The sequence below is a fragment of the Streptomyces sp. MZ04 genome (assembly GCF_004684775.1).
Taxonomy (GTDB): domain Bacteria; phylum Actinomycetota; class Actinomycetes; order Streptomycetales; family Streptomycetaceae; genus Streptomyces.
In genome coordinates this window covers 1-21,546 of record NZ_SRIC01000133.1, presented here as the reverse complement: position 1 = coordinate 21,546, position 21,546 = coordinate 1, and the positions used below count along the sequence as shown (strand labels likewise).

Below are 21,546 nucleotides of genomic sequence, written 5' to 3'. Positions count from 1 at the left end.
CCGCCCGAGCTCCCTCCGCCGCCCGAGCTCCCTCCGCCGCCCGAGCTCCCTCCGGAGCTGGAGCCGGAGCCGCTTCCGCCGCCGCTCTTGGAGCCCGCGCGGTCGTACTGCTGGAAGATGAAGAAGACGAGTGCCGCTGCGGCCAGCCACAGGAGTGGCTGATTGAAACCCAGGCCGATCAGGGCCAGGAGCAGGACGACCAGCAGCAGATTCATGGCAGCACCTCCTCGGCGTAGAGGGAGTCAACGCCCGCTGTCACCCCGTGTCAATGGCTTTCTCATGGACGTGTTTGAGCCGTGCGCGGGCCGCCACCGCGTCCGGTCCGGACACCTCGTCCCAGAAGCGGTGACAGGTGACGAACACCGCCAACTCCCGCTCCCGCTCGCGGAGTTTCTCCACCTCCGCCTGTTCGTCCGGGGTCCAGCCCGGGGACGCGGGGCGCTCCACCTTGCGCCAGCCGTGGTCGTCGCTGAAGCCGTCCAGGGGCGTCACCGACCAGGGGAGCCGCTTCAGCAGGGCCAGGAGTTCGGCCCGGACCTGGTGCAGCTCCTCCTGTCCGGCGAGGAGGTCGCTCGGGAAGTCGTACGCAGGGGTTGCAGGCACGGCGTAATGCTACTCCTGTTCGATTTTGAGGGGCGAGTGAAGCCACGCCTGAAACGGGTGAACTTCCGGGCCCTCGCCTCAACCGCCCCGGACGCGGCAAGCTGGAGGCATGTGCCGCAGCATCAAGACGCTCCGTCCGCCCGCCATCCCCGAGGACGCCACCGAGGAGGAGATCCGGGCCGCCGCGCTTCAGTACGTGCGCAAGGTCTCCGGATTCCGCGCCCCGGCCGCGCACAACCGCGAGGTGTTCGACCGCGCCGTGGACGCCGTCGCCGAAGCCACCGCCGAGCTGCTCGAGGGGCTCGAGGTGCGGGGGGCGAGCAAGGCCCGCGCCTAGGGCCTGTCCGATGGGTCCTGCCGGGGTCGCGACCCCTGGCCCGCTCGGCCCTGATCAATCGGCGCCCGGCGCGAAGGCCGGCCTGACCCACCGGACAGGCCCTGGTCCCGCCTAAACGGCCGACGCCTCGTGCGTCGCGGCCGCCCGCGGCCGCCGCACCAGGAACGCCGCCCCCGCGCCCGCGCCGAACAGCGCGACCAGGGAGACGCCCGTGGCCAGCCACGTCGCGCCGAGCCACTGCCCGCCGAAGTAGCCGAGCGCCACGCTGTACCCGGCCCAGGCCACGCCCGCGAGGGCCGACCAGGGCAGGAACTCGCGCACCTTGCGATGGGCCGCGCCGGCCGCGAGCGAGACGATCGAGCGGCCCGCGGGAGCGAAGCGCGCGATGACCACCAGGGCGCCGCCGCCCCGTGAAAGGGCCGTGCCGAGTCGTTCCTGCGCCGTGGTGAGGCGGCGGGAGCGGGCGATGGCCCGGTCCAGACGCTCACCGCCGCGCCAGGCGAGACGGTAGACGGCGAGATCGCCGAGGACCGACGCGGTGGCCGCGCAGAGCGTGAGGACCAGGATGTCGGGGACCTCGCGCGGGACGTGCCCCGCACCCGTTCCCGCCGCGGCCGCCGCCGTGGCCGCCGTGATGACGAGGACGCCGCTCGGCAGCACCGGCAGGACGATGTCGAAGAGCACGGACAGTGCCACTACCGCGTAGATCCATGGGCTGCCGGTCAGTGCGCCCAGATTTTCCAGCACCGAAATTCCCCGTAACTCCCCGGTCGACGGCTTGGCTGCCGCGACGTCGCGGGGAGCGGCAGGGGCGGCTTGTGACAGCTGTACAGCGTACGCCGCGCCCTTCGCCGGAGATCCACTGGGGGCTCAGATGTTCGCTACACCACGTTCACCCGGCTGCCCCTCCCGGCGCGGCGCGCGGCGCCGAAGTCCCGTACGAAAGACCCGTATGGCCCGTATGGAGTGACATCGGCTGATGTCGACTGATGGATACGGAAGGAGCTGGGCGATGGTGGCAGGAATACTCGCCGGGACCGTGGCGGCGGCGGTGTTCGCCGCAGGCGGTGGTGCGGCGGGTGACGGAGCGGCGCACTGTTACCGGGTGTGGGCCGAGGGGCAGTTCGCCCCGCCCTCGGCGTTCGTGCCCTCACCCGCGATCACGTACGACATGGATCTGGTGCCCGCGGCCTCCTGGATCGGGGTCGAGCAGCGCGGGAAGCCGGGCGGCATGACGTTCACCCTCCGGGTGAACGGGCTGAAGGCGGGGTACGCGTACGGCGCCCATGTCCACCAGAAGCCGTGCGGCGCCGAGCCGACCGCGGCCGGTGGTCACTATCAGCACCGCGTGGACCCGGTGCAGCCGTCGAAGGACCCGGCCTACGTCAACCCGCGCAACGAGGTGTGGCTGGACTTCACCACGGACCCGGACGGCTCGGGCAAGGCGAGCGCCCGCCACGGCTGGGAGTTCCGGCCGGGCGGCGCCGGGTCCGTCGTGCTGCACCGCGAGCAGGGCGGTGCGGGGGACCGCGTCGCGTGCTTCACGGTGCCGTTCGCCCCGCGCGCCTGAGGGGCGCAGGGCGAGCGGTGTGGAGCGGTGGGGAACTACGCGGCCACCGGCGTCCGCTCCGACGCGGTGTCGTCCTTGCGCTCGCCGCGCTCGCCGCGCGCGGCGAAGAGGCCGTTCGAGGCGAAGAGGCGGTCGACGCCGAGCGCGCCGGAACCGGTGAAGACGAGCAGGAGCAGGGCCCAGCAGAACATCGCGGAGGCCTCGCCGCCGTTCTCCATCGGCCACAGCGCCTCCGGCTGGTGCACCTTGAAGTACGCGTACGCCATCGATCCGGACGAGATGAACGCGGCGGCTCGGGTGCCGAGGCCGAGGGCGACCAGGGCGCCGCCGACCAGCTGGATGACGGCCGCGTACCAGCCGGGCCAGGTGCCCGCGTCGATCGTGCCGCCGCCCATCGCGCCGCCGAGCACGCCGAAGAGCGAGGCGGCGCCGTGGCAGGCGAAGAGCAGGCCGACGACTATGCGGAACAGGCCGAGAGCGTAGGGCTGGGCGCTGTTGAGACGTCCAGTCATGGGGGACTCCTTCGGTTTGGGGACGGAACCGAGTGGAGGCCCAAGGTTAGGGGAACCTAATCGATGCTTGCAAGTTCAACATCTGGCCGGTCGGAAGATTCCGCTTCCGTCGCCGAGACCCTGGAAGATGTTGCCGCCGTCCGCAGCACGGCCCGCGCCACCGCGTCCGCGTCCGACAGGGTCACCGAGTCGACGCCCGGCCTGGCGCCCGCCGCCGTCACCCAGTGCACCCCCTCCGTGGGCACGCCGAACGCGAACCGCCGTGCGTGCGCCCGGCCTTGACGGTCGATCAGGCGGTACGGGCGGGGTGTCACGTCAAGGCCTCCGGTTTCGTATCCGTCGACGACGTGGGGGCGGCACTGACCCGTCCGCACGAGCCGCCCGAGCAGCTCGTCCGCGGTGCGGCGCACGTCCGGCTCCGGGAGCCGCGCCTCGATCAGGGTGGTGACGCGCACATCGGACCCCGGAACGTCGGGCGAGTGCGCGCGGAAGACCCCGTCCGCGTCGGCCCGCACGTCCAGGCGCGGGCCGAGCACCTCCAGGACGCCCGCCTCGATCAGCGCCGTCATCTCCTCGATGCGCCGCCGGGGCGGTCCGATCGACAGGAAGGCGTTGAGCGGCGTGTACCAGCGGTCAAGGTGCGTGCGCCGGGACGGTCCCGCGATGCCGCCGTGGTCGACGATCAGGCGCAGCTCGTTGCGCAGGTCGCGCAGGACGTCGAGGGCGGACTTCAGCGGGCTCGCGACATTGCCGAGCGCGGCCTGCGCGGTGTCCTCGCGCAGATACGTCAGGAGCCAGCCGCGGAAGTCGTCAGGGGAACGGAAGGCGCGGCCGGCGCACGGCCGCGCGAGGCCGTCCCAGGACCAGCGCGCGGCCTCGGCGATCCCGAACTCGTCCAGGACCAGGGCCTCTTGAGGGCTGCGGTGGGGTACGTCGAGGAACGCGGCGCGGAAGGCGGCGGACCGCTCGGAGGCCTGCTCGGAGGCCTGCTCGGAGGGGCGCTCGGCGGGGCGGACGAGCGCCGTGTAGTAGACCGTCTCCACCTCCTTGGCGACCAGCGGCCATATCTCGTCGAGGAAGTCGGGGGCGTCACCGCTGCCCGCGCGCTTGCGGAAGCGGGCTATGACGTCCGGGGTGAGGACGGCGGGATCGTGCCGCCCGTACGCGCCCTTCGCGTTGTCGCCGCGCGCTTGGTAAGGGATGCCGCGCCGCGAACCGGCGTACAGCTTCGGCTCGTGTCCGGACGGCAGGTAACTGAGACCGCCCGAGGGTGCGGTGATGAAGCGTCCGCCGCGACCTTGCGTAAGGAGCGCCATGTGGTCGAAGAAGTTCAGGCCGAGACCGCGCAGCAGCACGCGCTCGCCGGGGGCGATCGCCGAGAGGCCGACGTCGGCGGGGTTGGCGGGCGCGATGTGCCGCAGGCCGTGCCGGGCGGCGTGCTCGGCGAGGAGAAGGCCGTCCTGGTCGGCGGCCGTGGGCAGATGCCCTTGCGCGAGGACGACGGCACCGAGCCCGGAGATCTCACGCCCGTCCTCGAGTACGAGCAACTGGGCTCCGTCACCCGTGTCTTCCCTGCCGCCGCCCCCGGCCGGGTCCGCGTCGAGTCGCACGGCCCGCGCCGCATGTACCTCGACGCGGACCCGGTCGGGGGAGCCGCGCAGGGTCTCGGCGAAGACCCACTCCAGATAGCGGCCGTAGCAGGCGCGCGTGGGGTAGTCGTCCGGGCCGAGCCCCGGCGCGTGCCCCGCCGCGGCCCACTCGTACAGGCTCGGCCCGCGCAGGACAGGGCCCGCGCAGTCCACGCTCTCGTCGGTGAAGAGGGTGACCTGCGAGGCGACCGTGTTCATCAGGAGCTCCGGCGGCTGGGCGGTCCGCCACACGCGCCCCGGACCCGGCGGCGACGGATCGACGACGTGGACCGTCAGCCGTGCTCCCGGCGGCAGGAGATCGGCGGCCGAGGCGCAGAGGCGTTCCAGGACGCTGGTGCCGCGGGGTCCCGCGCCGACGACGGCGACAGCGACCTCGGGATCCGGTGCGGTCGCTGCGGGTACTGCGGACAAGGGCGTGACTCCGGGGCGTAGAGGAGCTGGAAGCGGAGGGTCCGCCTCTTCGGAAGTCGTCGGAAGCGGATGGTCCGCCTCATCATGCCGCCGGAAGCGGGGAAGTCGAACCCTGATGCGGAGGATCGTAGTCCGGGTGTGGGCCGTGTCACGCGGGGCCCGTGGGGCGGGGTTCGCCTTTGCCTAGGAAAGTCGTGACTCCTCCTTCTGTTCCAGGCGCACCGTGCCGCGCACCGTCCGCGCCTGCTCCAGGCGCACGCTCGCCGAACGGCCGCGCAGCGTGAGCGTCATGAGCTGGTTGCCGAACCAAGGGCCGCCCGTTTTGCGCCAGTTGATGGCTGCCCGTGCCGTTCTGCCGTGGCGTACGAAGCGGCGGCCCAGGGCGCGGCCGACCTTGCTCCAGCCGAAGTGGAAGCCCATCTTTATCGACGCGTGGATGGAGTTGTGGACGGGGGAGCAGGTCAGCTGCAGGACGCGTGAATCCGGTCCGCCGCCGCCCGGCCAGGTCGGCTCCGCCATGTACGCGTGATGGACGTCGCCGGACAGGACGCACACCGTCGCCGGGGCGCCCTCACCGCTGCCCGCCTCGGCGATCAGCGACGTCAGCTCGTCGAACGACGCGGGGAACGCCGCCCAGTGCTCCAAGTCCGAGCGCCTGCGCAGGTTCTCGCCGAAGCGGGCCCAGCGCTCGCCCCGCTCACCACGGCACAGCGCGGCGTTCCAGCCCTCCGCGTCATGGATGAGATGGGGCAGCAGCCAGGGCAGCGAGGTGCCGATCAGCAGGTGGTCACAGCCGCCTTCCAGGGCCTGCTCGCGCAGCCAGCGCGCCTCGTCCGGGTCGAGCATCGCGCGGCTGTGCTCGTCCAGGACACGGGCCGCGCGGGTGTCGACCATGAGCAGGCGTACGCGGCCGAAGTCCCGCCGGTAGCTCCACCGGGTCGCCGTGGGGTCGGCGTCCGAGGCGGCGGCGAAGGCGCGCAGGGTGTCGGTGCCGTCGGGCGCCCCGCGCACCGCCGCGTACAGCTCGCTGCTTTCGAGCTCGGCGGGCGGCAGATTACCGAGGTGCTGGTGGACCCAGTACGACATCAGGCCGCTCAGGACGCGCTCGCGCCACCAGGGGGTCGCGCGCATCTCGGCGAGCCAGGCGGCGCTGGTGTTCCAGTCGTCGATGACGTCGTGGTCGTCGAAGATCATGCAACTGGGCACGGTGGAGAGCAGCCACCGCACCTCGGGGTCGAGCCAGGACTCGTCATAGAGGTGCGTGTACTCCTCGTAGTCCGCGACCTGGTCGCCCGGGGGATCGGCGAGGCTCCGGCGGGCGGCGAGATAGCGGCGGGTCGCCTTGGACGTCTGGTCCGCGTACACCTGGTCGCCGAGCAGCAGCAGGACGTCGGGGCGCTCGGCGTCCGGGGCTGCGGCTATCCGGGCGGCCAGGGTGTCCAGGGCGTCGGGGCCCACGGGATCGTGCTCGCCGCTGGGCGGGGCCGCCCAGCGGCAGGACCCGAAGGTGACCCGCAGCGGGTCGTCGGCGCCGTCGCCCGGCGTGCGGATGGTGCTCGGCGGGAAGGGCGAGTCCGGCAGCGGCCACACGGGAGCGTCACTCTCGCCGAGCCGCACCTCGTACGCCGTCTCCGTGCCCGGCCGAAGCCCCGTGACCGGGACGATCGCGTAGTGGTGGCCGGCGATCTGGAAGGTCTGCGCCGTGCCCTTGGCGCCGTCCGCGCACCGCACCTCGGCGGTGCACGGACGGTCGGCCTCGACCCAGACCGTGGCCGTAGAACCGTCGACATACCTCAGCAGCGGACCCAGGCGCAGCCGTGCCACGTTGATCACTCCCCTCCGTCGCCCCGTACGGTACGGAACGACGGAGGTTCATGGGGAGGTTCCGGGGATCGACGGCTGATGAACAGCGGTCGCCGGATTCAGCAGCCGTTGAGGATCGAGGACAGGGCGCTCTTCTCCTCCGGGTTCACCGTGAGGTCGTAGTGGTGCTTCACGTCCACCCACATCCGGGCGTAGTAGCAGTGGTACGAGGTGGTCGGCGGCAGCCACTCGGCCGGGTCCTGGTCGCCCTTGCTCTGGTTGACGTTGTCGGTGACCGCGATCAGCTGGGGGCGGGTCAGGTCGTTGGCGAAACCTTGCCGCTGGGCGGTGGTCCAGCTGCTGGCGCCGGACTTCCAGGCCTCGGAGAGCGGGACGACGTGGTCGATGTCGACGTCGGACGCGGCGGTCCAGGTGCCGCCGTCGTAGGGGGACTTCCAGGTGCCGGAGGTCGCCGCGCAGCTGGAGTCCTGCTGCACGTTGGTGCCGTCCCGCTTGAGGACGACCTCGCGGGTGTTGCAGGCGCCGGACTGGGTGATCCAGTGCGGGAACTTGTCGCGGCTGTAGCCGTCGGAGGAGCCCTCGGCCTTCTCGGTGAGCCGGCCGAGGTAGGTGCGGGCGGTGGCGGCGGAGACGGGTTCCGGGGGAGCGGCCTGGGCGGGGGTGCCGGTGAGGAATGTCGCACCGGCGGCGAGGGCGGTGGCGGCGGTGAGAGTGGCGAGACGTCGACGCGCGTAGACTGCGGACATGCGAACTCCCTTGATGTGGGGGGAAGTTGACCTATGGGGTGGTCATGCTGACGCGGTGGGGTTTCCTGCGGATGTGCGTCAGGTGACAGGGTCGCGTCAATCAGGCGGTCAGTTCAAGAGTTCTGACGCCGTGTCATGAGCGTTCATGCGTGCGGGAGTTGGCGCAGTCCCCGGAATGCGTGACCTGGATCACATTCCCAGGGGGTCGAAAGACCCTGGACCGGGCTCCGTGGACGTCACGTACGATGTATGACGCAGAAGGGGAGTAGCTCTTCGCCGGACCGTCGACATACTGCTCAGCTCGCCTGAGCCGGCGCCCGGAGGCAGGTCCCGTCATCGGCGTGGCCGGTCAGCGAGACCTTCGGCAAGCAGTGCCCGGCGTACACATCCGTGTGCGTCTGTTGTGCGCTGCCGTGCCGAGGTGTCGTACGCGAAGTACCGAATGCTCTCGGCGGGGCGGCCCCGACCGATTGAGGAATCTTGATCAGCATCAGCGTGATGGCGCTCGTCTTCGGCGTCGTCTTCCTTGCCGAGCTCCCGGACAAGACAGCGCTGGCCGGGCTCGTCCTCGGGACGCGCTACCGCGCCTCGTACGTCTTCGTCGGGGTCGCGGCCGCCTTCGTCGTCCATGTCGTGCTCGCCGTGGCCGCGGGCAGCGTGCTCACGCTCCTGCCCCAGCGGCTGTTGCACGCGCTCACCGGTGTGCTCTTCCTCGGTGGCGCGGCGATGCTGCTCCTGAAGGGCGGCGACGACGAGGAAGAGGTCCGCGAGCCCAAGGACCAGAGCTTCTGGAAGGTCTCCGGCGCGGGCTTCATGCTCATCCTGGTCGCCGAGTTCGGCGATCTGACGCAGATCATGACCGCGAACCTGGCCGCGCGGTACGACGACCCGCTCTCCGTGGGCCTCGGCGCGGTGCTCGCGCTGTGGGCGGTCGCCGGGCTCGGGATCGTCGGCGGAAAGGCGCTGATGAAGCGCGTGCCGCTGTCGCTGATCACCAAGATCGCGGCGCTGCTGATGCTGGGTCTCGGGCTGTGGAGCCTGTACGAGGCGATTGCCTGAGGGGTCTGGGCGGGGGCCTTCGCGGAGGCCTTCGCGGGGGTCCTGGTGGGGGTGTGACCTGCGGTGCTGGCGATCGGCGGCCCCTTTTTGTATCGTAGGGGAACAAAGTGGCTCCGCCCGTATTCCCTGACCGGCGGGCGGAGCTGCCTTGATTCTTTTTCCTCCTCGGAAACTCAACTCCCTCTGTAACTCACCTCCCTCTGTAACTCACCTCCCTCTGTGCTCTGGAGTACGTCGATGACGGCTGAGACCGCCTCTGTTCTGACCGCCCGGGCCCTGCTCCTGGACATGGACGGAACGCTCGTCAACTCCGACGCGGTGGTCGAGCGCTGCTGGCGGCGCTGGGCCGAGCGGCACGGGCTCGACTTCGGCCAGGTCATCAAGGTCGTCCACGGGCGGCAGGGGTACGCGTCGATGGCGGTGCTGCTGCCGGAGCGGTCCATGGAGGAGAACTACGCGGAGAACCGCGTGATGCTGGCCGAGGAGACGGCGGACATGGAGGGTGTCGTTCCGGTGCCGGGGGCCGCTGCCTTCCTGGCGTCGCTGGAGGGGCTGCCGCATGCCCTCGTGACGTCCGCCGACATCCCGCTGTCCACCGGGCGGATGGCCGCGGCGGGGCTGCCGCTTCCCGCCGTGCGGGTCACCGCGGAGAACGTGGGCGCGAGCAAGCCTGACCCCGAGGGCTTCCTCAAGGGGGCCGCCGAGCTGGGCTTCGACCCCGCGGACTGCGTCGTCTTCGAGGACTCGGGGGCGGGGATCGCCGCGGGCCGCGCGGCCGGGATGCGGGTCGTGGGGGTCGGCCCTCGCGCCGGGGAGTTCGCACCGACGGTGCAGGTCGACGATCTGACGCAGGTACGGGTGACTGCCGTGGCCGGCGGGGGGCTTGAGCTCAGCTTCGGGTGAGCGGGGGCGGCCTGCCCGCACCAAGGCGCGGCCGGCCTAAGGCGTCGTCTCCGCCTCCAGCGCAGCCCTGGTGGCCGCCCCGTAGACCCCCTCGCCGTCCGCTTCGGCGGTTCCCCTGGCCACCTGGAACCGGGACAGCGCCGTCGCCACCGGTGAGTTGACATTGCCGTGGGCCTCACCCTCGTACAGCGAAAGCTGCCGAAGCCGCTCCTGGAGCTCCCTGACCTCCGCACCTCGGTCGCCCCGCCGCAGCACCTGGCCCGAGGCCGGCTCCTCCGGCTCCACGGCGCCCGTGGCCCGTGCCGTGGACCGCGTCGCGGACGGTGCAGGCGTCGAGGCCGAGGCGAATGCCGAAGCCGTACGCGAGGGCGAAGGGCCTGCGCTGCGGGACGCGGACGCCGATGCGGATTTCGATGGCGTGGCGGAGCCGGACGGCACGTCCACCGCGCTCGTCGGCGCGTCCGGCAGCGCCCGGTCCCGCTCCGGCTCGTCGTCGGAGGAGAACACCCCCGAGGCCAGGACGGCGACGGTCACCACGGTCACCACCGCGCCCACCCCCGCGTACCAGGGCGTACGGCCCCGACGCGGCTCCGGTTCGTCGTCCGCCGCGTACGAAACCGTCGGCGGCGGCAGATCGCCCTCCGGCGCCCGGGACGCGAAAAGACCCACATCCGCCGACCGAGGCGCATCCGCGGCCACCCGCGGGGCCGCCACGGGCGCGGGTTCCGCCGCCTCCGCCGCGGTCCGCCGCCTCCGCCGCGGGCTCCGGCAGCGTCACATAGGGACGTATCCGCAACGGATCGAAGTCCTCCGCGGCCGCCGCGTCCGCCGACCTGGCGTCGCGTGCCGCGTCCCCCGCCCGCTCCGCACAGCCGCAGGCGGGCGCACTGCCCGCCGCCCGCTCCGTGCCGCATCGCGGGCATGTCTGTCTCCGGCCGCCACGGCCGTGTGCTGCGCTGTCCACTCTTCGTACCCCACCCCTGGAGAACTCCAGAGATCATGCAGACCCACGGTTCAACAGGCCATAACGGGTCACACGCACCAGGATGGAGAAGGAGGCCCCGCAAGGAGAGCCCCTAGGTCAAGGACCAGGCCAAGGACCCTCGGGAGGTTCCATGACGCAGGACCTCAGCGCCCGCCCCACGGGGCCGGAGCCCGACCCCGTCCCCGGACCGCCGGACGAGCACGCGCACGGCGGCGTACTGGTCTCCATCGGAGCGCTGCTCCTCGGCATGCTGCTCGCCGCGCTCGACCAGACCATCGTCTCCACCGCCCTGCCGACCATCGTCAGCGACCTCGGCGGCATGGAGCACCTCTCCTGGGTCGTCACCGCCTACCTCCTCGCCTCGACGGCCGCGACGCCGCTCTGGGGCAAGCTGGGCGACCAGTACGGCCGCAAGAAGCTGTTCCAGACCGCCATCGTGATCTTCCTGATCAGCTCGGCGCTCTGCGGCATGGCGCAGAACATGCCGCAGCTGATCGGCTTCCGCGCGCTGCAGGGCATCGGCGGCGGCGGGCTCATGGTGCTCTCGATGGCGATCGTCGGCGACATCGTCTCGCCGCGTGAACGCGGCAAGTACCAGGGCCTGTTCGGCGCCGTCTTCGGCGCGACGAGCGTCCTCGGCCCGCTGCTCGGCGGCCTGTTCACCGAGCATCTCAGCTGGCGCTGGGTCTTCTACGTCAACCTCCCCATCGGCGTCGTCGCGCTCCTCGTCATCGCCGCGGCCCTGCACATCCCGGTGCGCTCGACCAAACACACCATCGACTACCTGGGCACCTTCCTCATCGCCTCCGTCGCCACCTGCCTCGTCCTCGTCGCCTCGCTCGGCGGCACCACATGGGACTGGGGTTCGCCGCAGATCATCGGGCTCGCGGTGCTCGGCGTCGTGCTGGCCTTCGTCTTCGTGAGCGTCGAGCGCAAGGCGGCGGAGCCGGTCATTCCGATGAAGCTGTTCCGGGTCAGGACGTTCACCCTGTCCGCGATCATCAGCTTCGTCGTCGGCTTCGCGATGTTCGGCGCGATGACCTATCTGCCGACGTTCCTCCAGGTCGTCCAAGGTGTGTCTCCGACCATGTCGGGCGTGCACATGCTGCCGATGGTGGTCGGGCTGCTGATCTCGTCGACCGCATCGGGCCAGATCGTCAGCCGCACGGGCCGCTGGAAGGTGTTCCCGGTCGTCGGCACCGGCGTCACGGCCCTCGGGCTGCTCCTGCTCCACCAGCTCGACGAGAACAGCAGCACGGGCGAGATGAGCGCCTACTTCTTCGTCTTCGGCTTCGGCCTCGGCCTGGTCATGCAGGTCCTGGTGCTCATCGTGCAGAACGCGGTGCCGTACGGGGACCTGGGCGTCGCCACGTCCGGCGCGACGTTCTTCCGCTCGATCGGCGCCTCGTTCGGCGTCGCCATCTTCGGCACGATCTTCGCCAACCGGCTCGTCACCAAGCTCTCCGACGCCGTCGCGGGCCAGGAACTGCCGCCCGGCGTCAGCGCGGACTCCCTCACCGCCGACCCGCGCGGCATCGCCGAACTCCCGGCGACACTGCGCCCCGAGGTCCTGCACGCCTACTCCTCGTCCATCACGGACGTCTTCCTGTACGCCGCGCCCGTCGCCCTGGTCGCCTTCGTCCTGGCCTGGTTCCTGCGCGAGGACAAGCTGCGCGGCTCGGTCACCGCGCCCGACACGACGCAGACCCTGGCCAGCAACCCCGTCGAGCGTTCCTCGTACGACGAGGTGGCGCGGGCCCTGTCGGTGCTCGGCACGCGCGAGGGCCGCCGCAAGGTCTACGAGCACATCACCGAGCGCGCGGGCTACGACCTGCTGCCCGCCGCCAGCTGGCTCCTGCTGCGCATCAGCCGCCACGGCCATGTGGAACCCGCGGCGCTCGCCGATCGCAGCGCCGTGCCGCTGACCGTGATCACCGCGGCGTCCCGCCAGGTCGAGGAGCGGCGGCTCGCCCTCCGCGAGGGCATGGGCCTGACCCTGACCGACGAGGGCCGGGAGGTCGTCGCCAGACTCTCCAAGGCCCGCGAGGAGTCCCTGTCCGAACTGCTCGGCGACTGGTGGGGCCCCGACCGGCCCACCGACCTGGTCCAGCTCGTCGAGGAACTCGGCGCCGAGATGTGCGGCTCGGACACCGAACGGCCGCACAACGGCAGGCCGCTACAGCGCGGGGTGTGGGCCGACTGAGCGGCGGGCCGCACCCCGCTCCGGCCTCAACCGGCCACCGGGGCAAGGTCCTTGGCGTACCAGACCTCGGCGTACATCCGCTCGGTGAACGGCTCGGTCTCCGCATACCCGTGCCGCGTGTACAGCGCCCGCGCCTCGACCAGATCGAGCCGCGTGTCGAGGACGATCCGCCGCGCCCCGAGCGCACGGGCGGCGTCCTCGGCGGCCCCGAGCAGCACCCCGGAGCCCCCCTTGCCGCGCAGCTCCTCGCGTACGAAGACCCTCTTGAGCTCGGCGATCCCGTCCCCCGCATCGACCATCCGCACCCCGGCCGTGCCCGCGGGCTCACCCTCGTACAGGGCGACGAGGAGCATCCCGCCGGGCGCCACCAGATCCGCCCCGGTCTCCGCCGCGACCTCCCGCTCCAGCTCTTCGGGATCGGTCGTACGTCCCTCATGGAGCAGGTAGTAGCGGTCGCTGACCTCGGTGTAGTACGCCCGCCACAGGGCGCGGGCGGCAGGGGAGTCGACCGCTTCGGGGCCGACGGTCCAGGAGGCGGGGCTTCCGGTGCTGTGCTGCTCGGTGTGGTTCATGGGGTTCATGGGGTTCGTGAGGGCCATTTCCTAGTCCTTGCGGCCGGTCGCCGCGATGCTGACGCCGAGCCCGATCATGGTGAGCCCGCCGATCCCGCCGACCGTCGAGAGCCGCTTCGGCGAGTGGACGAACCAGCCCCGCGCGGTGGCCGCGACCAGCCCCCACACGCTGTCGCAGGTCACGGCGATGGCATTGAAGACGAGGCCGAGCAGCAGCATCTGCGCCATGACGTGCCCCTGCTCCCGGTCGACGAACTGCGGCAGCACGGCGGCGAAGAAGACGATGGTCTTGGGGTTGGCCACGCCGACCGCGAACCCTTCCCACAACGTACGCGGACCGCTGCGCTCCGGGCCGTCACCGCTGAACGAGGCCTGCAGCGACCCGCGTTGGCGCACCGCCCTGACTCCCAGACAGATCAGGTACGCGGCGCCGAGCAGCTTGAGCGCCGTGAAGACGACGACCGAGCGCTCCACCACGGACCCGACCCCGAGCGCCACGGCCACGACGAGTACGTACGCGCCGATCGTGTTCCCCACCACCGTGGTCAGCGCGGCACGGCGCCCCTGCGCCAGCGCCCGCCCGATCACGAACAGGACGCTGGGCCCGGGAACCACGATCAGCAGGAACGACATGGCCGCGAAGGCGAGTATTCGGTCGGAGGACATCATGCGGGCCATCGCACCACGGAGGCGGCGCGCGTCGGTAACGCTTTTCCGGCTTCGGCCGACGCGTACGCGTCGGCTCTTGCGCTAGCGCTTGGGCGCCGCCTGCTGCACGACCTCGAACGACCAGACGGCGGCGCTGCTCGACGCGGGCTTGGGACGCTCACCGCCGCCCGCGCCGCCGCCCTGGTGCGCCGACTTCATCGGGCCCTCCATCCAGGCCTGGAACGACTCCTCGTCGCGCCAGCGCGTGTAGACCAGGTAGTCGTCGGTGCCCTCGATGGGGCGCAGAAGCTCGAACCACTCGAAGCCGTCGGAGTTCTCCACGGCGCCGGCGCGGGAGGCGAAGCGCTTCTCCAGGACCTCGCGCTGCTCGGCGGGCACGGTCAGGACGTTGATCTTTACAACACTAGGCACATGACACCTCTCAGGAATCACAGGCCGGGCCTTGAGCCTAGCCTTGACGACGTGCGTGCAGTCTCCTACATCCGTCAGTCCAAGCGCCGTGAGGATGATTCCCAGGCGTCGCCCATGGCGCAGCGCGACCGGTGCGCGTCGCTGATTAGCTCGAAGGGGTGGAAAGAGGCCGGTCACTTCGAGGACGTCGGCAAGTCCGGATGGGACCCGAGCATTCACCGCCCGGGGTTCGAGGAGATGATGGCGGCCGTGCGCGGCGGGCATGTGGACGCCGTGATCGTCTTCTCGTTGTCCCGCCTCACTCGTCGTGGCGCGCTGGAAGCTATGCGGATCATCGAAGAGCTGGAGTCGCACGGCGTCCGGCTGGTCAGCGTCGAAGAGCCGTACCTCGACACGTCCACCCCGGTCGGTGTCGGCATCCTTGCCATCATCGCGGGTCTCGCGCAGCAGGAATCCGACATGAAGTCGGCCTACGTGTCGGGTACGAAGGACACGCTCCGGCGGGCCGGCAGCCACGTGTCCGGGGTCGCGCCGTACGGCTTCACGACTGAGCGACGGACGAACGGCAAGCTCTCCGTGATCCGGCTAGTCCCGGACCCCGTAGAGGCCCCGTACGTCCGCGATATGGCCAAGTGGGCGGCGGACGGCATGTCCGCTTCGCACATCGCCAAGCGACTCAATGAAGACGGAGCGCCCACCAAGGTGACCACGCTCGGGAAGTCGGGCGAGAAGCGCCTCGCCGCGCGCCGTGCCCGGGGGACTTCGGAGTCCGTGGAGCGCCCCGCCTGGGTGTCGTCCACCGTGCTGCGCATCCTGCGGGACCCTCGCCTTGCCGGGTACGCGATCGAGTGGCAGGGGCGCGTACTGCCGACCAAGGACGCTGACGGGCAGCTGGTGCAGGGCAAGATGGGCCGACGCGTCATCCTGCGAGACGACGATGGCCAGCCCCTCGAAGCGCACGACGCGCTGATCCCCGCTGAGGACTGGTGGCAGCTACAAGACGTGCTGGACGGCCGCACTCAGACGGTCGTGCGGAGCGGGCGACGGGTTGCCACGCTGCTCGCCGGCCACGGGTTGCTGTTCTGCGATGTGTGCGGCTCGGTGATGGTCAGTGACAAGCGGGGCGAGAAGCTCTACTACAAGTGCAACCGGGCCGGGGGCGTCGTGGCCGGGCACGGCGGGTTGGTCATCGGCCAGGAAGCGGCGGACTACGAGGCTGCGGGCCGGGTATGGGCTCGCCTCACTGCCATGGACCCGGAAGACCCGGACGACCTTGAATGGTTGGCCGAAGCGGCACGCCGTTTCGCGCGGCAGGGGGACACATCTCAGCGGGACGCCGAACGAGTCTCTGTGCGCGCCGAACTGGAGCACGTACGGGAATCGAGGCGGATCCTGCACACGGACCGCTTGGCGGGGGTGTACTCCGACAAGACCGGTACTCAGATGTTCCAGGAGTCCATGGCGCGGCTCTCGGCTCACGAGGAGCGCACGGCCGAGCGTCTCGCCCAACTCGATTCAGCGGACAGCCGGACCATCCAGATTCCGAACGAATGGACGAGCGTGGACGGTGACCCGATCGGCGAGGGGTCTACCTGGGCGGGGTGGGACCTGAAGACGAAGCGCGATTTCCTGGCGCTGTTCCTCGACTCGGTGCGGATCGCCAAGTCCGTGGGCAGGGGCCGGAACGCGAACACGACAGACCGCGTGATCCTCAAGTGGGCCGAATCCCCTGAGTCTGCGGGCGCCTGAGCCTGCCTGAACGCCTGTCGCGGCCCGTCGCTGGGGAAACCTGGTGGCGGGCCGTTCGGCGTTCCTGGCAGCGTGTCTGACCTGCGGGGATGTTGTCAGAGAGCCCACTTAGTGGTCGGCTCCGGAAGTCCTTCGGGGGTTGACGCGAGGTCAGGCCGTGTGCGGGGTGCGGATCGCAGGCTCGGTCTGGCGAGGTAGAGGCCGCCGCTGCAGTTCGGGGCACCGGCCAAGAGGGCCGGCGAAGCCGAGACGGACACTCCGCTGCCGCACTGGAGCTGCTCGAAACCGGCCGCAGCAACTCACCGCGCGCCGCATCTCTGGCCCCGGCATCCGCCTCCGCCGTACACCAGCGGCTCGCCCAGGACGTGATCAAGCCCTGCGTGGGTCCGGAGCGCGGAGCCCGGCCTTCCGGGATCGGCTACCGTGGCGCGACACCGAGCCATTTCGCCGCACGTCACACCGCCGTCACCCTTCCGCGGGCGGGACGCCAACCAGTTTCACCAGGAACCGGTCCACCTGTTCCTCCAGCGGGGGCCAGGTCAGATCGGGTTGGTTGACGCGCAGTGAGACCGCGCCGTGGACGGCCGTGCGCAGATCCAGGGAGACGGTCTCCGCGTCGCCGCGCGGCGCCAGCCCGGCGTCCATGCAGCGGCGGATCGCCGTAGTCGTGCGCTTGGCCATCTCCTCCTTGAAGGACATGTCCGTGCGCCGGTTGAGCGTGCTCTCGTGCAGCACCTTGTACAGCCCCGGGTGCTCGCGGGACCACGCGCCGAGCAGCGCCGTTCGGGCGCGCAGTGCGGCCACCGGGTCGGCGGCACCCGACTCCGCGTTGTCCACCGCGCGCAACAGGTCCGCATGACAGTGCTCCAGGGCGGCCAGCACCAGCGCGTCGCGGTCGGCGAAGTGGATGTAGACGGAGGTCGCGGCGATGCCCACCTCGCGGGCGACCGCCCGCAGCGACAGCGCCTGGTCGTCGGCGAGTTCGTCCAGCAGCCGCAGCGCCGCGTCAACGATCTCGGTGCGCAGCCGCTCGCCCTGGCCACGCGGGTTGCGGCCGCGCGGCGCAGTGCGGGCGGTCGTTCGGGCCGGAGTGGTCGCATCCATGATCAGCCATTGTATTGGAATGCCTGTAGGGCTACAGTCGTAGCCCTACAGGCATTCACTTAAGAGGAGTCACCATGACGCTGCCGACCCAGACCACGGCCAAGGAACTCGACCCGGTCTTCGCGGAAATGGCCGCTGCAAGCTTGCAACTCACCGAGTCGAGAACTCAGCTGACGCCGCGCGAGCTCACTCTGCTCAGCCTCGTTGCCGACGTCTGCGAACAGGTCCTTGGGATGCCCTTCGAACTGCACGTGCGGGCCGCCCTGGACAACGGGCTCGACGCCGATGACCTACGCGAGCTGCTCCGTTTCATCTCCTACGACAGCGGCTACCCGGCGGCGCTGGCCGCCTTGGAGCGGCTGTCTGAGGTCGAGCGCAAGCACGGCCTGCCCGGGCCGACAGGTCAGGGTCACCAAGTGAACGCGGACGGCACGGGCAGCCCCATCCCCACGGCGATGCGCGCCGAGGTGCGTGCCCTCGACCCGGGCTTCGCCGACTACATGGACCTGCAGTCGCGGATGCGCGCCGGCATGTCCCGGATCAGCGTCCGCGAGCGGGCGTTCGCCACGATGACGGTGGACGTCCTCTACCAGACCCTCCAGGAGAGCTTCCGTGCTCACGTCAGCCGCGCGCTGGGCGCGGGAGCGACGCCCGACGAGGTCCGCGCCGCCGTCCGCGCCACCGCAACGTTCGGGATGACCCGGACCTGGCGCGCCCTGAACGTCCTGGACGCGCTGCTGGCCGACCAGGAGGAGCTGCAGGGAAAGCAGACGGCCGAGGACGCCTGAACGCCTGTCGCCTGCACCCCGCGCACGACTCGGACCGAAGGGCCGGTCCCGTCATAGTGCAGGCCGCAGGCGCAGTCCAGGGCATCGTCGGGCGAGCCGGCGACGCCACCGCGGCGAGGCTGCACAACCGTCAGTGATCCACTTCGCGAGATCGGCCGTTCCTCCTGCCATGCGCATACCCTGCGCCCGCCCCGTGCTGCTGACTGCCGCCGAGCGCGAGCGGCTGAAGAACATGGCCTATGGTCACAAGACCGAGTACCGACTGCGGGTCCGCGCGCAGGTCATCCTGCACGCGGCGCGGGGGCGCTCCAATGCGCGCATCGCCCGCGAGACGGGTCTGCACCTGGACACGGTTCGCGCTTGGCGGGGCCGGTTCGCCGCCGGCGGGTTGCCGGCCTTGGCCGACCGCAAGCGTTCAGGGCGCCCCGCCCGTTTCACTCCCGTGCAGGTTGCCGAGGCCAAGGCGCTGGCCTGCCAGTTACCCGCCGAGACCGGCGTGCCGCTGGCGCGCTGGTCGTGCCCGGAGTTGGCTGCCGAGCTGACCGCGCGCGGGATCACCGATACCGTCTCCGCGTCCACGGTGCGCCGCTGGCTGCGCGAGGACGCGCTCAAGCCCTGGCAGTACCGGTCCTGGATCTTCATCCGCGACCCGGACTTCCGCGCCAAGGCCCAGCGTGTCCTGGACCTCTACGCCCGCACGTTCGAAAGTGCCCCGCTGGGTGAGGACGAGTACGTGATCTCCAGCGACGAGAAGACCTCCGTCCAGGCCCGCTGCCGCTGCCATCCGACCCTGGCCCCGGGCCGGGCCCGGGCGATGCGCGTCAACCACGAGTACGGCCGCGGCGGCGCGCTGGCCTACTTGGCCGCCGATGACGTCCACTGCGCGAAGGTCTTCGGCCGCTGCGAGCGGCGCGCTGGCCTACTTGGCCGCCGATGACGTCCACTGCGCGAAGGTCTTCGGCCGCTGCGAGCCGAAGACCGGCATCGTGCCCTTCATGGCCCTGGTCGCCCAGGTCATGGCCACCGAGCCCTACGCCAGCGTGAAACGCGTCTTCTGGATCGTCGACAACGGCTCCTCCCACCGGGGGAAGAAGGCCATAGACCGTCTGGCCAAGGCGTTTCCGAACGCGGTCATGGTCCACACCCCCGTGCACGCCTCCTGGACGAACCAGATCGAGATCTTCTTCTCGATCGTCCAGCGCAAGGTCGTCCGACCCAACGACTTCACCGACCTGACCCAGGTCCGGGACCGGCTCCGAGCCTTCGAAGACCGCTACAACGCCACAGCACAGCCGTTCCAGTGGAAGTTCACCACCTCCGACCTGGACGATCTACTGGCTCGTCTCGACCGACACACACCCGCCGACCGACAAGAAGAATCCTCCGTCGCCCTGGCAGCCTGATCAACCCCCGAAGGACTTCCGGCGCTGACCACTAAGGGTCGGGGAGGCGCAGTGGTGGAAGTGACGCGGTGACGGTGGTGACGCTCAAACACCCGTCTCCTTGTCTTATGTTTTTTGTTTTTTGTTGCTCTCTCTTCACCTAAACAGCGGGTGACCTGGCGTTTTGCCAGTCTCTGGGATCACCTCTTGAGTGGCTATCGGTTCACCTTTGGCCACCTGATCTGGTCAGTGTTTGGCAAGACAGCGGGGTCAACTGTCTTCAATGTCTTTCTCTACGGGGGTTTAGATGGGTAAGTACATAGCCGACGTGTCAGCACGCACCGCACTGAAGACGCGGCCCGTCACGCCGACAGGGCAAGCACGCCGCTGCCGTTCCTGTGGTCGGGGGCTCAGTGGACGACCCCGGGCGGAGAGTGGCGGGACTGGCCGCTGATCCGACGCGGCATGGGCGAGTGGCTCCGTGTGTTGGCAGACGGCTTGGATCGCGAGGAGGCAAACGCGGAACGCCGCAGGGTGCTGCGTGACCGCCTTGACGCGGTGAGAGACGCGCTGCCCGACGCTGCTACCGCCGAGGAGGAGGAAGGCCTCATGGCCACCATGGGGGCTCTGCGCAAGGAACTGGACACCATTCCCGCCCCTGCCGATGTCGAGCGCACGGTGATCCACCACATGCGCGATGTGGCGTCAGCGATCGAGTCGGCATCCGACACCCGAGCGACTCAGCTCCTTTCGCTGGCTTCGCAGTTCGACGCCTTCCGCGCCCCACTGAACGACCCTGCGTCATGGGTGCGGAACCTCGGCTCTGCGCCGTTCGGCACGCACGTACGCACCACTGCGGCGTGGGAAGCGTTCGCGACGGCGGAACCCGTCTTGGCTCGCTCACTGGGCACAGTGACGGGGAAGCGCGCTCTGTTCGCGGCCATGGACAAGCGGTTCGGTGCGCGCCGGAAGCTGGCCGGCTACGAGGGTTGGCGGGGCGTCGCGCTGTCGGAGTGACCCCCAGGCGGGTACCCTCCGACCCGTCCCGGCATGAGCGTGTGGTCTGCGTGGTGTGCAGCGCGTCGAAGAAGGATCGGCTGTTGGACGAGTGGTCTCCGCCGTTCGCCGCTGCGGGATGAGAGCGTTCAGCGCTGACGCGTGAGTGTGACGGAGTGACGTTCAGACCCCTATTTCTGATATCTCGTTAAGTTTCTAAGGGAACATAGAAACAGGGTCTTGAACGTCACTTCGTCACAACGCGCGCCTCGCTGCGAGACTCACCACCAGGACTACTAGGGCCGGGCGAGTGTCCGTGCTCGGCGTAAGCGGCGGCAGCTCCTCGCGGGCGGCAACGATGCGGCCCGCAGGCTCCGGCGGGTGATCCGTAAGGCGGGTCGGGCTCGCTGTGCCCGCTGTCTGCGGGACGTGCTTGCGTCGGCTATCGACATCGACCACGTGCAGCCGCTCGCCCTCGGTGGCGAGGACGTTGACGACAACGTGCAGACGCTCTGTCGGGGCTGTCACAAGCTCAAGACGCGCGAGGACTTCGGGGCCGCTGGTGCCCCGTTCTAGCGGGTCGTCAGCCAAGCCGTGAGCGCAGATACGCCAAGGGTCACCAGGCCAGTCAAGAGCCGTACGGGGACGCGCTGAAGAGTCATGCGGAACCCGCCGCATCGGATGTCCAGTACGGGAGTGCTGTAGTCGGTTGCCATGTGCGGACCCTCCGTCATGTCAGTTGCGGATGCGCGCTGACCGGACGTTAGCGCGGGTGCTGGGTCATCCGTCTACCGCGATGCCGTTTGTGGACCCGAGATCCTGGACCGTCAACAACACCCATTGCCGTACTGCTTGCGCAGAGATGTGACACCCGCCTGCGAGTTTTCAGGCTAGATGGACTCTTCGAAATGCGGCAATACGGACACTTGGCCTGCGAATCCCGACCAAGCTCATACGACGACGAAGTGAGTGGGGACGTGCTCGCCCTACCTGACGCTGGCTGGGCCCGTGCTTACTGATCGTATCCACGGGTCATTCCCCCTGTTTGGAGGTGACCCCATGCCCCGCAGACC

22 protein-coding genes and 1 pseudogene are annotated in these 21,546 nt (G+C 70.2%); 11 read left to right on the top strand and 12 right to left on the bottom strand.

Translation table 11 applies throughout. The features are described from left to right. Together E2651_RS25050 and E2651_RS25045 are read right to left on the bottom strand one after the other, a co-directional pair. Positions 1-215: pseudogene (locus tag E2651_RS25050) on the bottom strand (hypothetical protein); the annotation flags it as partial. 40 nt (positions 216-255) lie between these two features. Next, positions 256-603: a hypothetical protein gene (locus tag E2651_RS25045; RefSeq protein WP_135333468.1), complete on the bottom strand. Its 348-nt coding sequence runs from the start codon at positions 601-603 to the stop codon at positions 256-258. Between the two features lie 109 nt (positions 604-712). On the opposite strand from E2651_RS25045, the gene E2651_RS25040 reads away from it, so the two are divergent. Then, entirely contained in the window at positions 713-940 is a 228-nt protein-coding gene (locus tag E2651_RS25040) for a DUF2277 domain-containing protein (protein WP_135333467.1), read from the top strand. Between the two features lie 111 nt (positions 941-1,051). Here E2651_RS25040 and E2651_RS25035 read toward each other — a convergent pair whose 3' ends face one another. Next, positions 1,052-1,687, bottom strand: coding sequence for a VTT domain-containing protein (locus E2651_RS25035; RefSeq protein WP_135333466.1), 636 nt, complete (start codon positions 1,685-1,687; stop codon positions 1,052-1,054). A gap of 265 nt (positions 1,688-1,952) precedes the next feature. Between E2651_RS25035 and E2651_RS25030 the strand changes: the two genes are divergently transcribed. Next, the gene (locus tag E2651_RS25030; protein WP_135333465.1) at positions 1,953-2,510 is read left to right on the top strand and encodes a superoxide dismutase family protein; all 558 of its coding nucleotides are present in this window, start codon (positions 1,953-1,955) and stop codon (positions 2,508-2,510) included. Positions 2,511-2,545: 35 nt separating this feature from the next. On the opposite strand, the gene E2651_RS25025 is transcribed toward E2651_RS25030, so the two are convergent. The 4 genes from E2651_RS25025 to E2651_RS25010 all read right to left on the bottom strand — a co-directional run bounded on the left by E2651_RS25025 (position 2,546) and on the right by E2651_RS25010 (position 7,652). After that, entirely contained in the window at positions 2,546-3,022 is a 477-nt protein-coding gene (locus E2651_RS25025; protein ID WP_135333464.1) for a DoxX family protein, read from the bottom strand. A 56-nt stretch (positions 3,023-3,078) separates the two neighbouring features. Beyond that, entirely contained in the window at positions 3,079-5,082 is a 2,004-nt protein-coding gene (locus E2651_RS25020; RefSeq protein WP_135333463.1) for an FAD/NAD(P)-binding protein, read from the bottom strand. A 183-nt stretch (positions 5,083-5,265) separates the two neighbouring features. Continuing rightward, the gene (locus tag E2651_RS25015) at positions 5,266-6,906 is read right to left on the bottom strand and encodes an alkaline phosphatase D family protein (protein ID WP_135333462.1); all 1,641 of its coding nucleotides are present in this window, start codon (positions 6,904-6,906) and stop codon (positions 5,266-5,268) included. Positions 6,907-7,004: 98 nt separating this feature from the next. Next, positions 7,005-7,652, bottom strand: coding sequence for an HNH endonuclease family protein (locus E2651_RS25010; RefSeq protein WP_135333461.1), 648 nt, complete (start codon positions 7,650-7,652; stop codon positions 7,005-7,007). Between the two features lie 480 nt (positions 7,653-8,132). Between E2651_RS25010 and E2651_RS25005 the strand changes: the two genes are divergently transcribed. Beyond that, the gene (locus E2651_RS25005) at positions 8,133-8,711 is read left to right on the top strand and encodes a TMEM165/GDT1 family protein (RefSeq protein WP_135333460.1); all 579 of its coding nucleotides are present in this window, start codon (positions 8,133-8,135) and stop codon (positions 8,709-8,711) included. Positions 8,712-8,948: 237 nt separating this feature from the next. Next, on the top strand, positions 8,949-9,614 hold the full coding sequence (locus E2651_RS25000; RefSeq protein WP_135333459.1) for an HAD-IA family hydrolase: 666 nt from the start codon (positions 8,949-8,951) through the stop codon (positions 9,612-9,614). Positions 9,615-9,650: 36 nt separating this feature from the next. Here the strand turns inward: E2651_RS25000 and E2651_RS24995 are convergent, their stop codons facing one another. Then, positions 9,651-10,328, bottom strand: coding sequence for a peptidoglycan-binding domain-containing protein (locus tag E2651_RS24995; RefSeq protein WP_245239184.1), 678 nt, complete (start codon positions 10,326-10,328; stop codon positions 9,651-9,653). A gap of 401 nt (positions 10,329-10,729) precedes the next feature. Between E2651_RS24995 and E2651_RS24990 the strand changes: the two genes are divergently transcribed. Next, positions 10,730-12,802 (top strand): MDR family MFS transporter, encoded by a 2,073-nt coding sequence (locus E2651_RS24990; protein ID WP_135333458.1) that lies wholly within the window; start codon positions 10,730-10,732, stop codon positions 12,800-12,802. A gap of 26 nt (positions 12,803-12,828) precedes the next feature. Here the strand turns inward: E2651_RS24990 and E2651_RS24985 are convergent, their stop codons facing one another. The 3 genes from E2651_RS24985 to E2651_RS24975 form a co-directional block, all read right to left on the bottom strand. After that, positions 12,829-13,374 (bottom strand): GNAT family N-acetyltransferase, encoded by a 546-nt coding sequence (locus E2651_RS24985; RefSeq protein ID WP_135333470.1) that lies wholly within the window; start codon positions 13,372-13,374, stop codon positions 12,829-12,831. Positions 13,375-13,404: 30 nt separating this feature from the next. Beyond that, positions 13,405-14,043: a LysE family translocator gene (locus tag E2651_RS24980; protein ID WP_135333469.1), complete on the bottom strand. Its 639-nt coding sequence runs from the start codon at positions 14,041-14,043 to the stop codon at positions 13,405-13,407. A gap of 81 nt (positions 14,044-14,124) precedes the next feature. Beyond that, entirely contained in the window at positions 14,125-14,454 is a 330-nt protein-coding gene (locus E2651_RS24975; protein ID WP_135333457.1) for an antibiotic biosynthesis monooxygenase, read from the bottom strand. 51 nt (positions 14,455-14,505) lie between these two features. On the opposite strand from E2651_RS24975, the gene E2651_RS24970 reads away from it, so the two are divergent. After that, entirely contained in the window at positions 14,506-16,203 is a 1,698-nt protein-coding gene (locus tag E2651_RS24970; protein ID WP_167828886.1) for a recombinase family protein, read from the top strand. A 465-nt stretch (positions 16,204-16,668) separates the two neighbouring features. Here E2651_RS24970 and E2651_RS24965 read toward each other — a convergent pair whose 3' ends face one another. Then, on the bottom strand, positions 16,669-17,307 hold the full coding sequence (locus E2651_RS24965; RefSeq protein WP_135333455.1) for a TetR/AcrR family transcriptional regulator: 639 nt from the start codon (positions 17,305-17,307) through the stop codon (positions 16,669-16,671). 74 nt (positions 17,308-17,381) lie between these two features. Here E2651_RS24965 and E2651_RS24960 point away from each other — a divergent pair, with 74 nt between their 5' ends. From E2651_RS24960 to E2651_RS45460, 5 genes are all read left to right on the top strand, one after another. Beyond that, positions 17,382-18,095, top strand: a complete 714-nt coding sequence (locus tag E2651_RS24960; RefSeq protein WP_135333454.1) for a carboxymuconolactone decarboxylase family protein — start codon at positions 17,382-17,384, stop codon at positions 18,093-18,095. Between the two features lie 193 nt (positions 18,096-18,288). Next, positions 18,289-19,032 (top strand): IS630 family transposase, encoded by a 744-nt coding sequence (locus E2651_RS45470; RefSeq protein ID WP_245239182.1) that lies wholly within the window; start codon positions 18,289-18,291, stop codon positions 19,030-19,032. Further along, the gene (locus E2651_RS45465; protein ID WP_348541667.1) at positions 18,965-19,498 is read left to right on the top strand and encodes a transposase; all 534 of its coding nucleotides are present in this window, start codon (positions 18,965-18,967) and stop codon (positions 19,496-19,498) included. Before E2651_RS45470 ends, E2651_RS45465 begins: the two co-directional genes overlap by 68 nt. A gap of 444 nt (positions 19,499-19,942) precedes the next feature. After that, on the top strand, positions 19,943-20,494 hold the full coding sequence (locus E2651_RS24950; RefSeq protein WP_135333453.1) for a hypothetical protein: 552 nt from the start codon (positions 19,943-19,945) through the stop codon (positions 20,492-20,494). A gap of 360 nt (positions 20,495-20,854) precedes the next feature. Then, positions 20,855-21,049 carry an HNH endonuclease signature motif containing protein gene (locus E2651_RS45460; protein WP_280922804.1) on the top strand — a complete coding sequence of 65 codons (195 nt, stop codon included), beginning with the start codon at positions 20,855-20,857 and terminating at the stop codon, positions 21,047-21,049. Positions 21,050-21,546: the final 497 nt, after the last annotated feature.

Bases quoted from the DNA above. Each gene is read 5' to 3' on its own strand.
- E2651_RS25000 (WP_135333459.1), top strand. From the start codon at position 8,949: ATGACGGCTGAGACCGCCTCTGTTCTGACCGCCCGGGCCCTGCTCCTG.
- E2651_RS24985 (WP_135333470.1), bottom strand. From the start codon at position 13,374: ATGAACCACACCGAGCAGCACAGCACCGGAAGCCCCGCCTCCTGGACC.
- E2651_RS25010 (WP_135333461.1), bottom strand. From the start codon at position 7,652: ATGTCCGCAGTCTACGCGCGTCGACGTCTCGCCACTCTCACCGCCGCC.
- E2651_RS25030 (WP_135333465.1), top strand. From the start codon at position 1,953: ATGGTGGCAGGAATACTCGCCGGGACCGTGGCGGCGGCGGTGTTCGCC.
- E2651_RS25025 (WP_135333464.1), bottom strand. From the start codon at position 3,022: ATGACTGGACGTCTCAACAGCGCCCAGCCCTACGCTCTCGGCCTGTTC.
- E2651_RS25040 (WP_135333467.1), top strand. From the start codon at position 713: ATGTGCCGCAGCATCAAGACGCTCCGTCCGCCCGCCATCCCCGAGGAC.
- E2651_RS24990 (WP_135333458.1), top strand. From the start codon at position 10,730: ATGACGCAGGACCTCAGCGCCCGCCCCACGGGGCCGGAGCCCGACCCC.
- E2651_RS24965 (WP_135333455.1), bottom strand. From the start codon at position 17,307: ATGGATGCGACCACTCCGGCCCGAACGACCGCCCGCACTGCGCCGCGC.
- E2651_RS24960 (WP_135333454.1), top strand. From the start codon at position 17,382: ATGACGCTGCCGACCCAGACCACGGCCAAGGAACTCGACCCGGTCTTC.
- E2651_RS45465 (WP_348541667.1), top strand. From the start codon at position 18,965: ATGACGTCCACTGCGCGAAGGTCTTCGGCCGCTGCGAGCGGCGCGCTG.
- E2651_RS24980 (WP_135333469.1), bottom strand. From the start codon at position 14,043: ATGATGTCCTCCGACCGAATACTCGCCTTCGCGGCCATGTCGTTCCTG.
- E2651_RS24950 (WP_135333453.1), top strand. From the start codon at position 19,943: ATGGGCGAGTGGCTCCGTGTGTTGGCAGACGGCTTGGATCGCGAGGAG.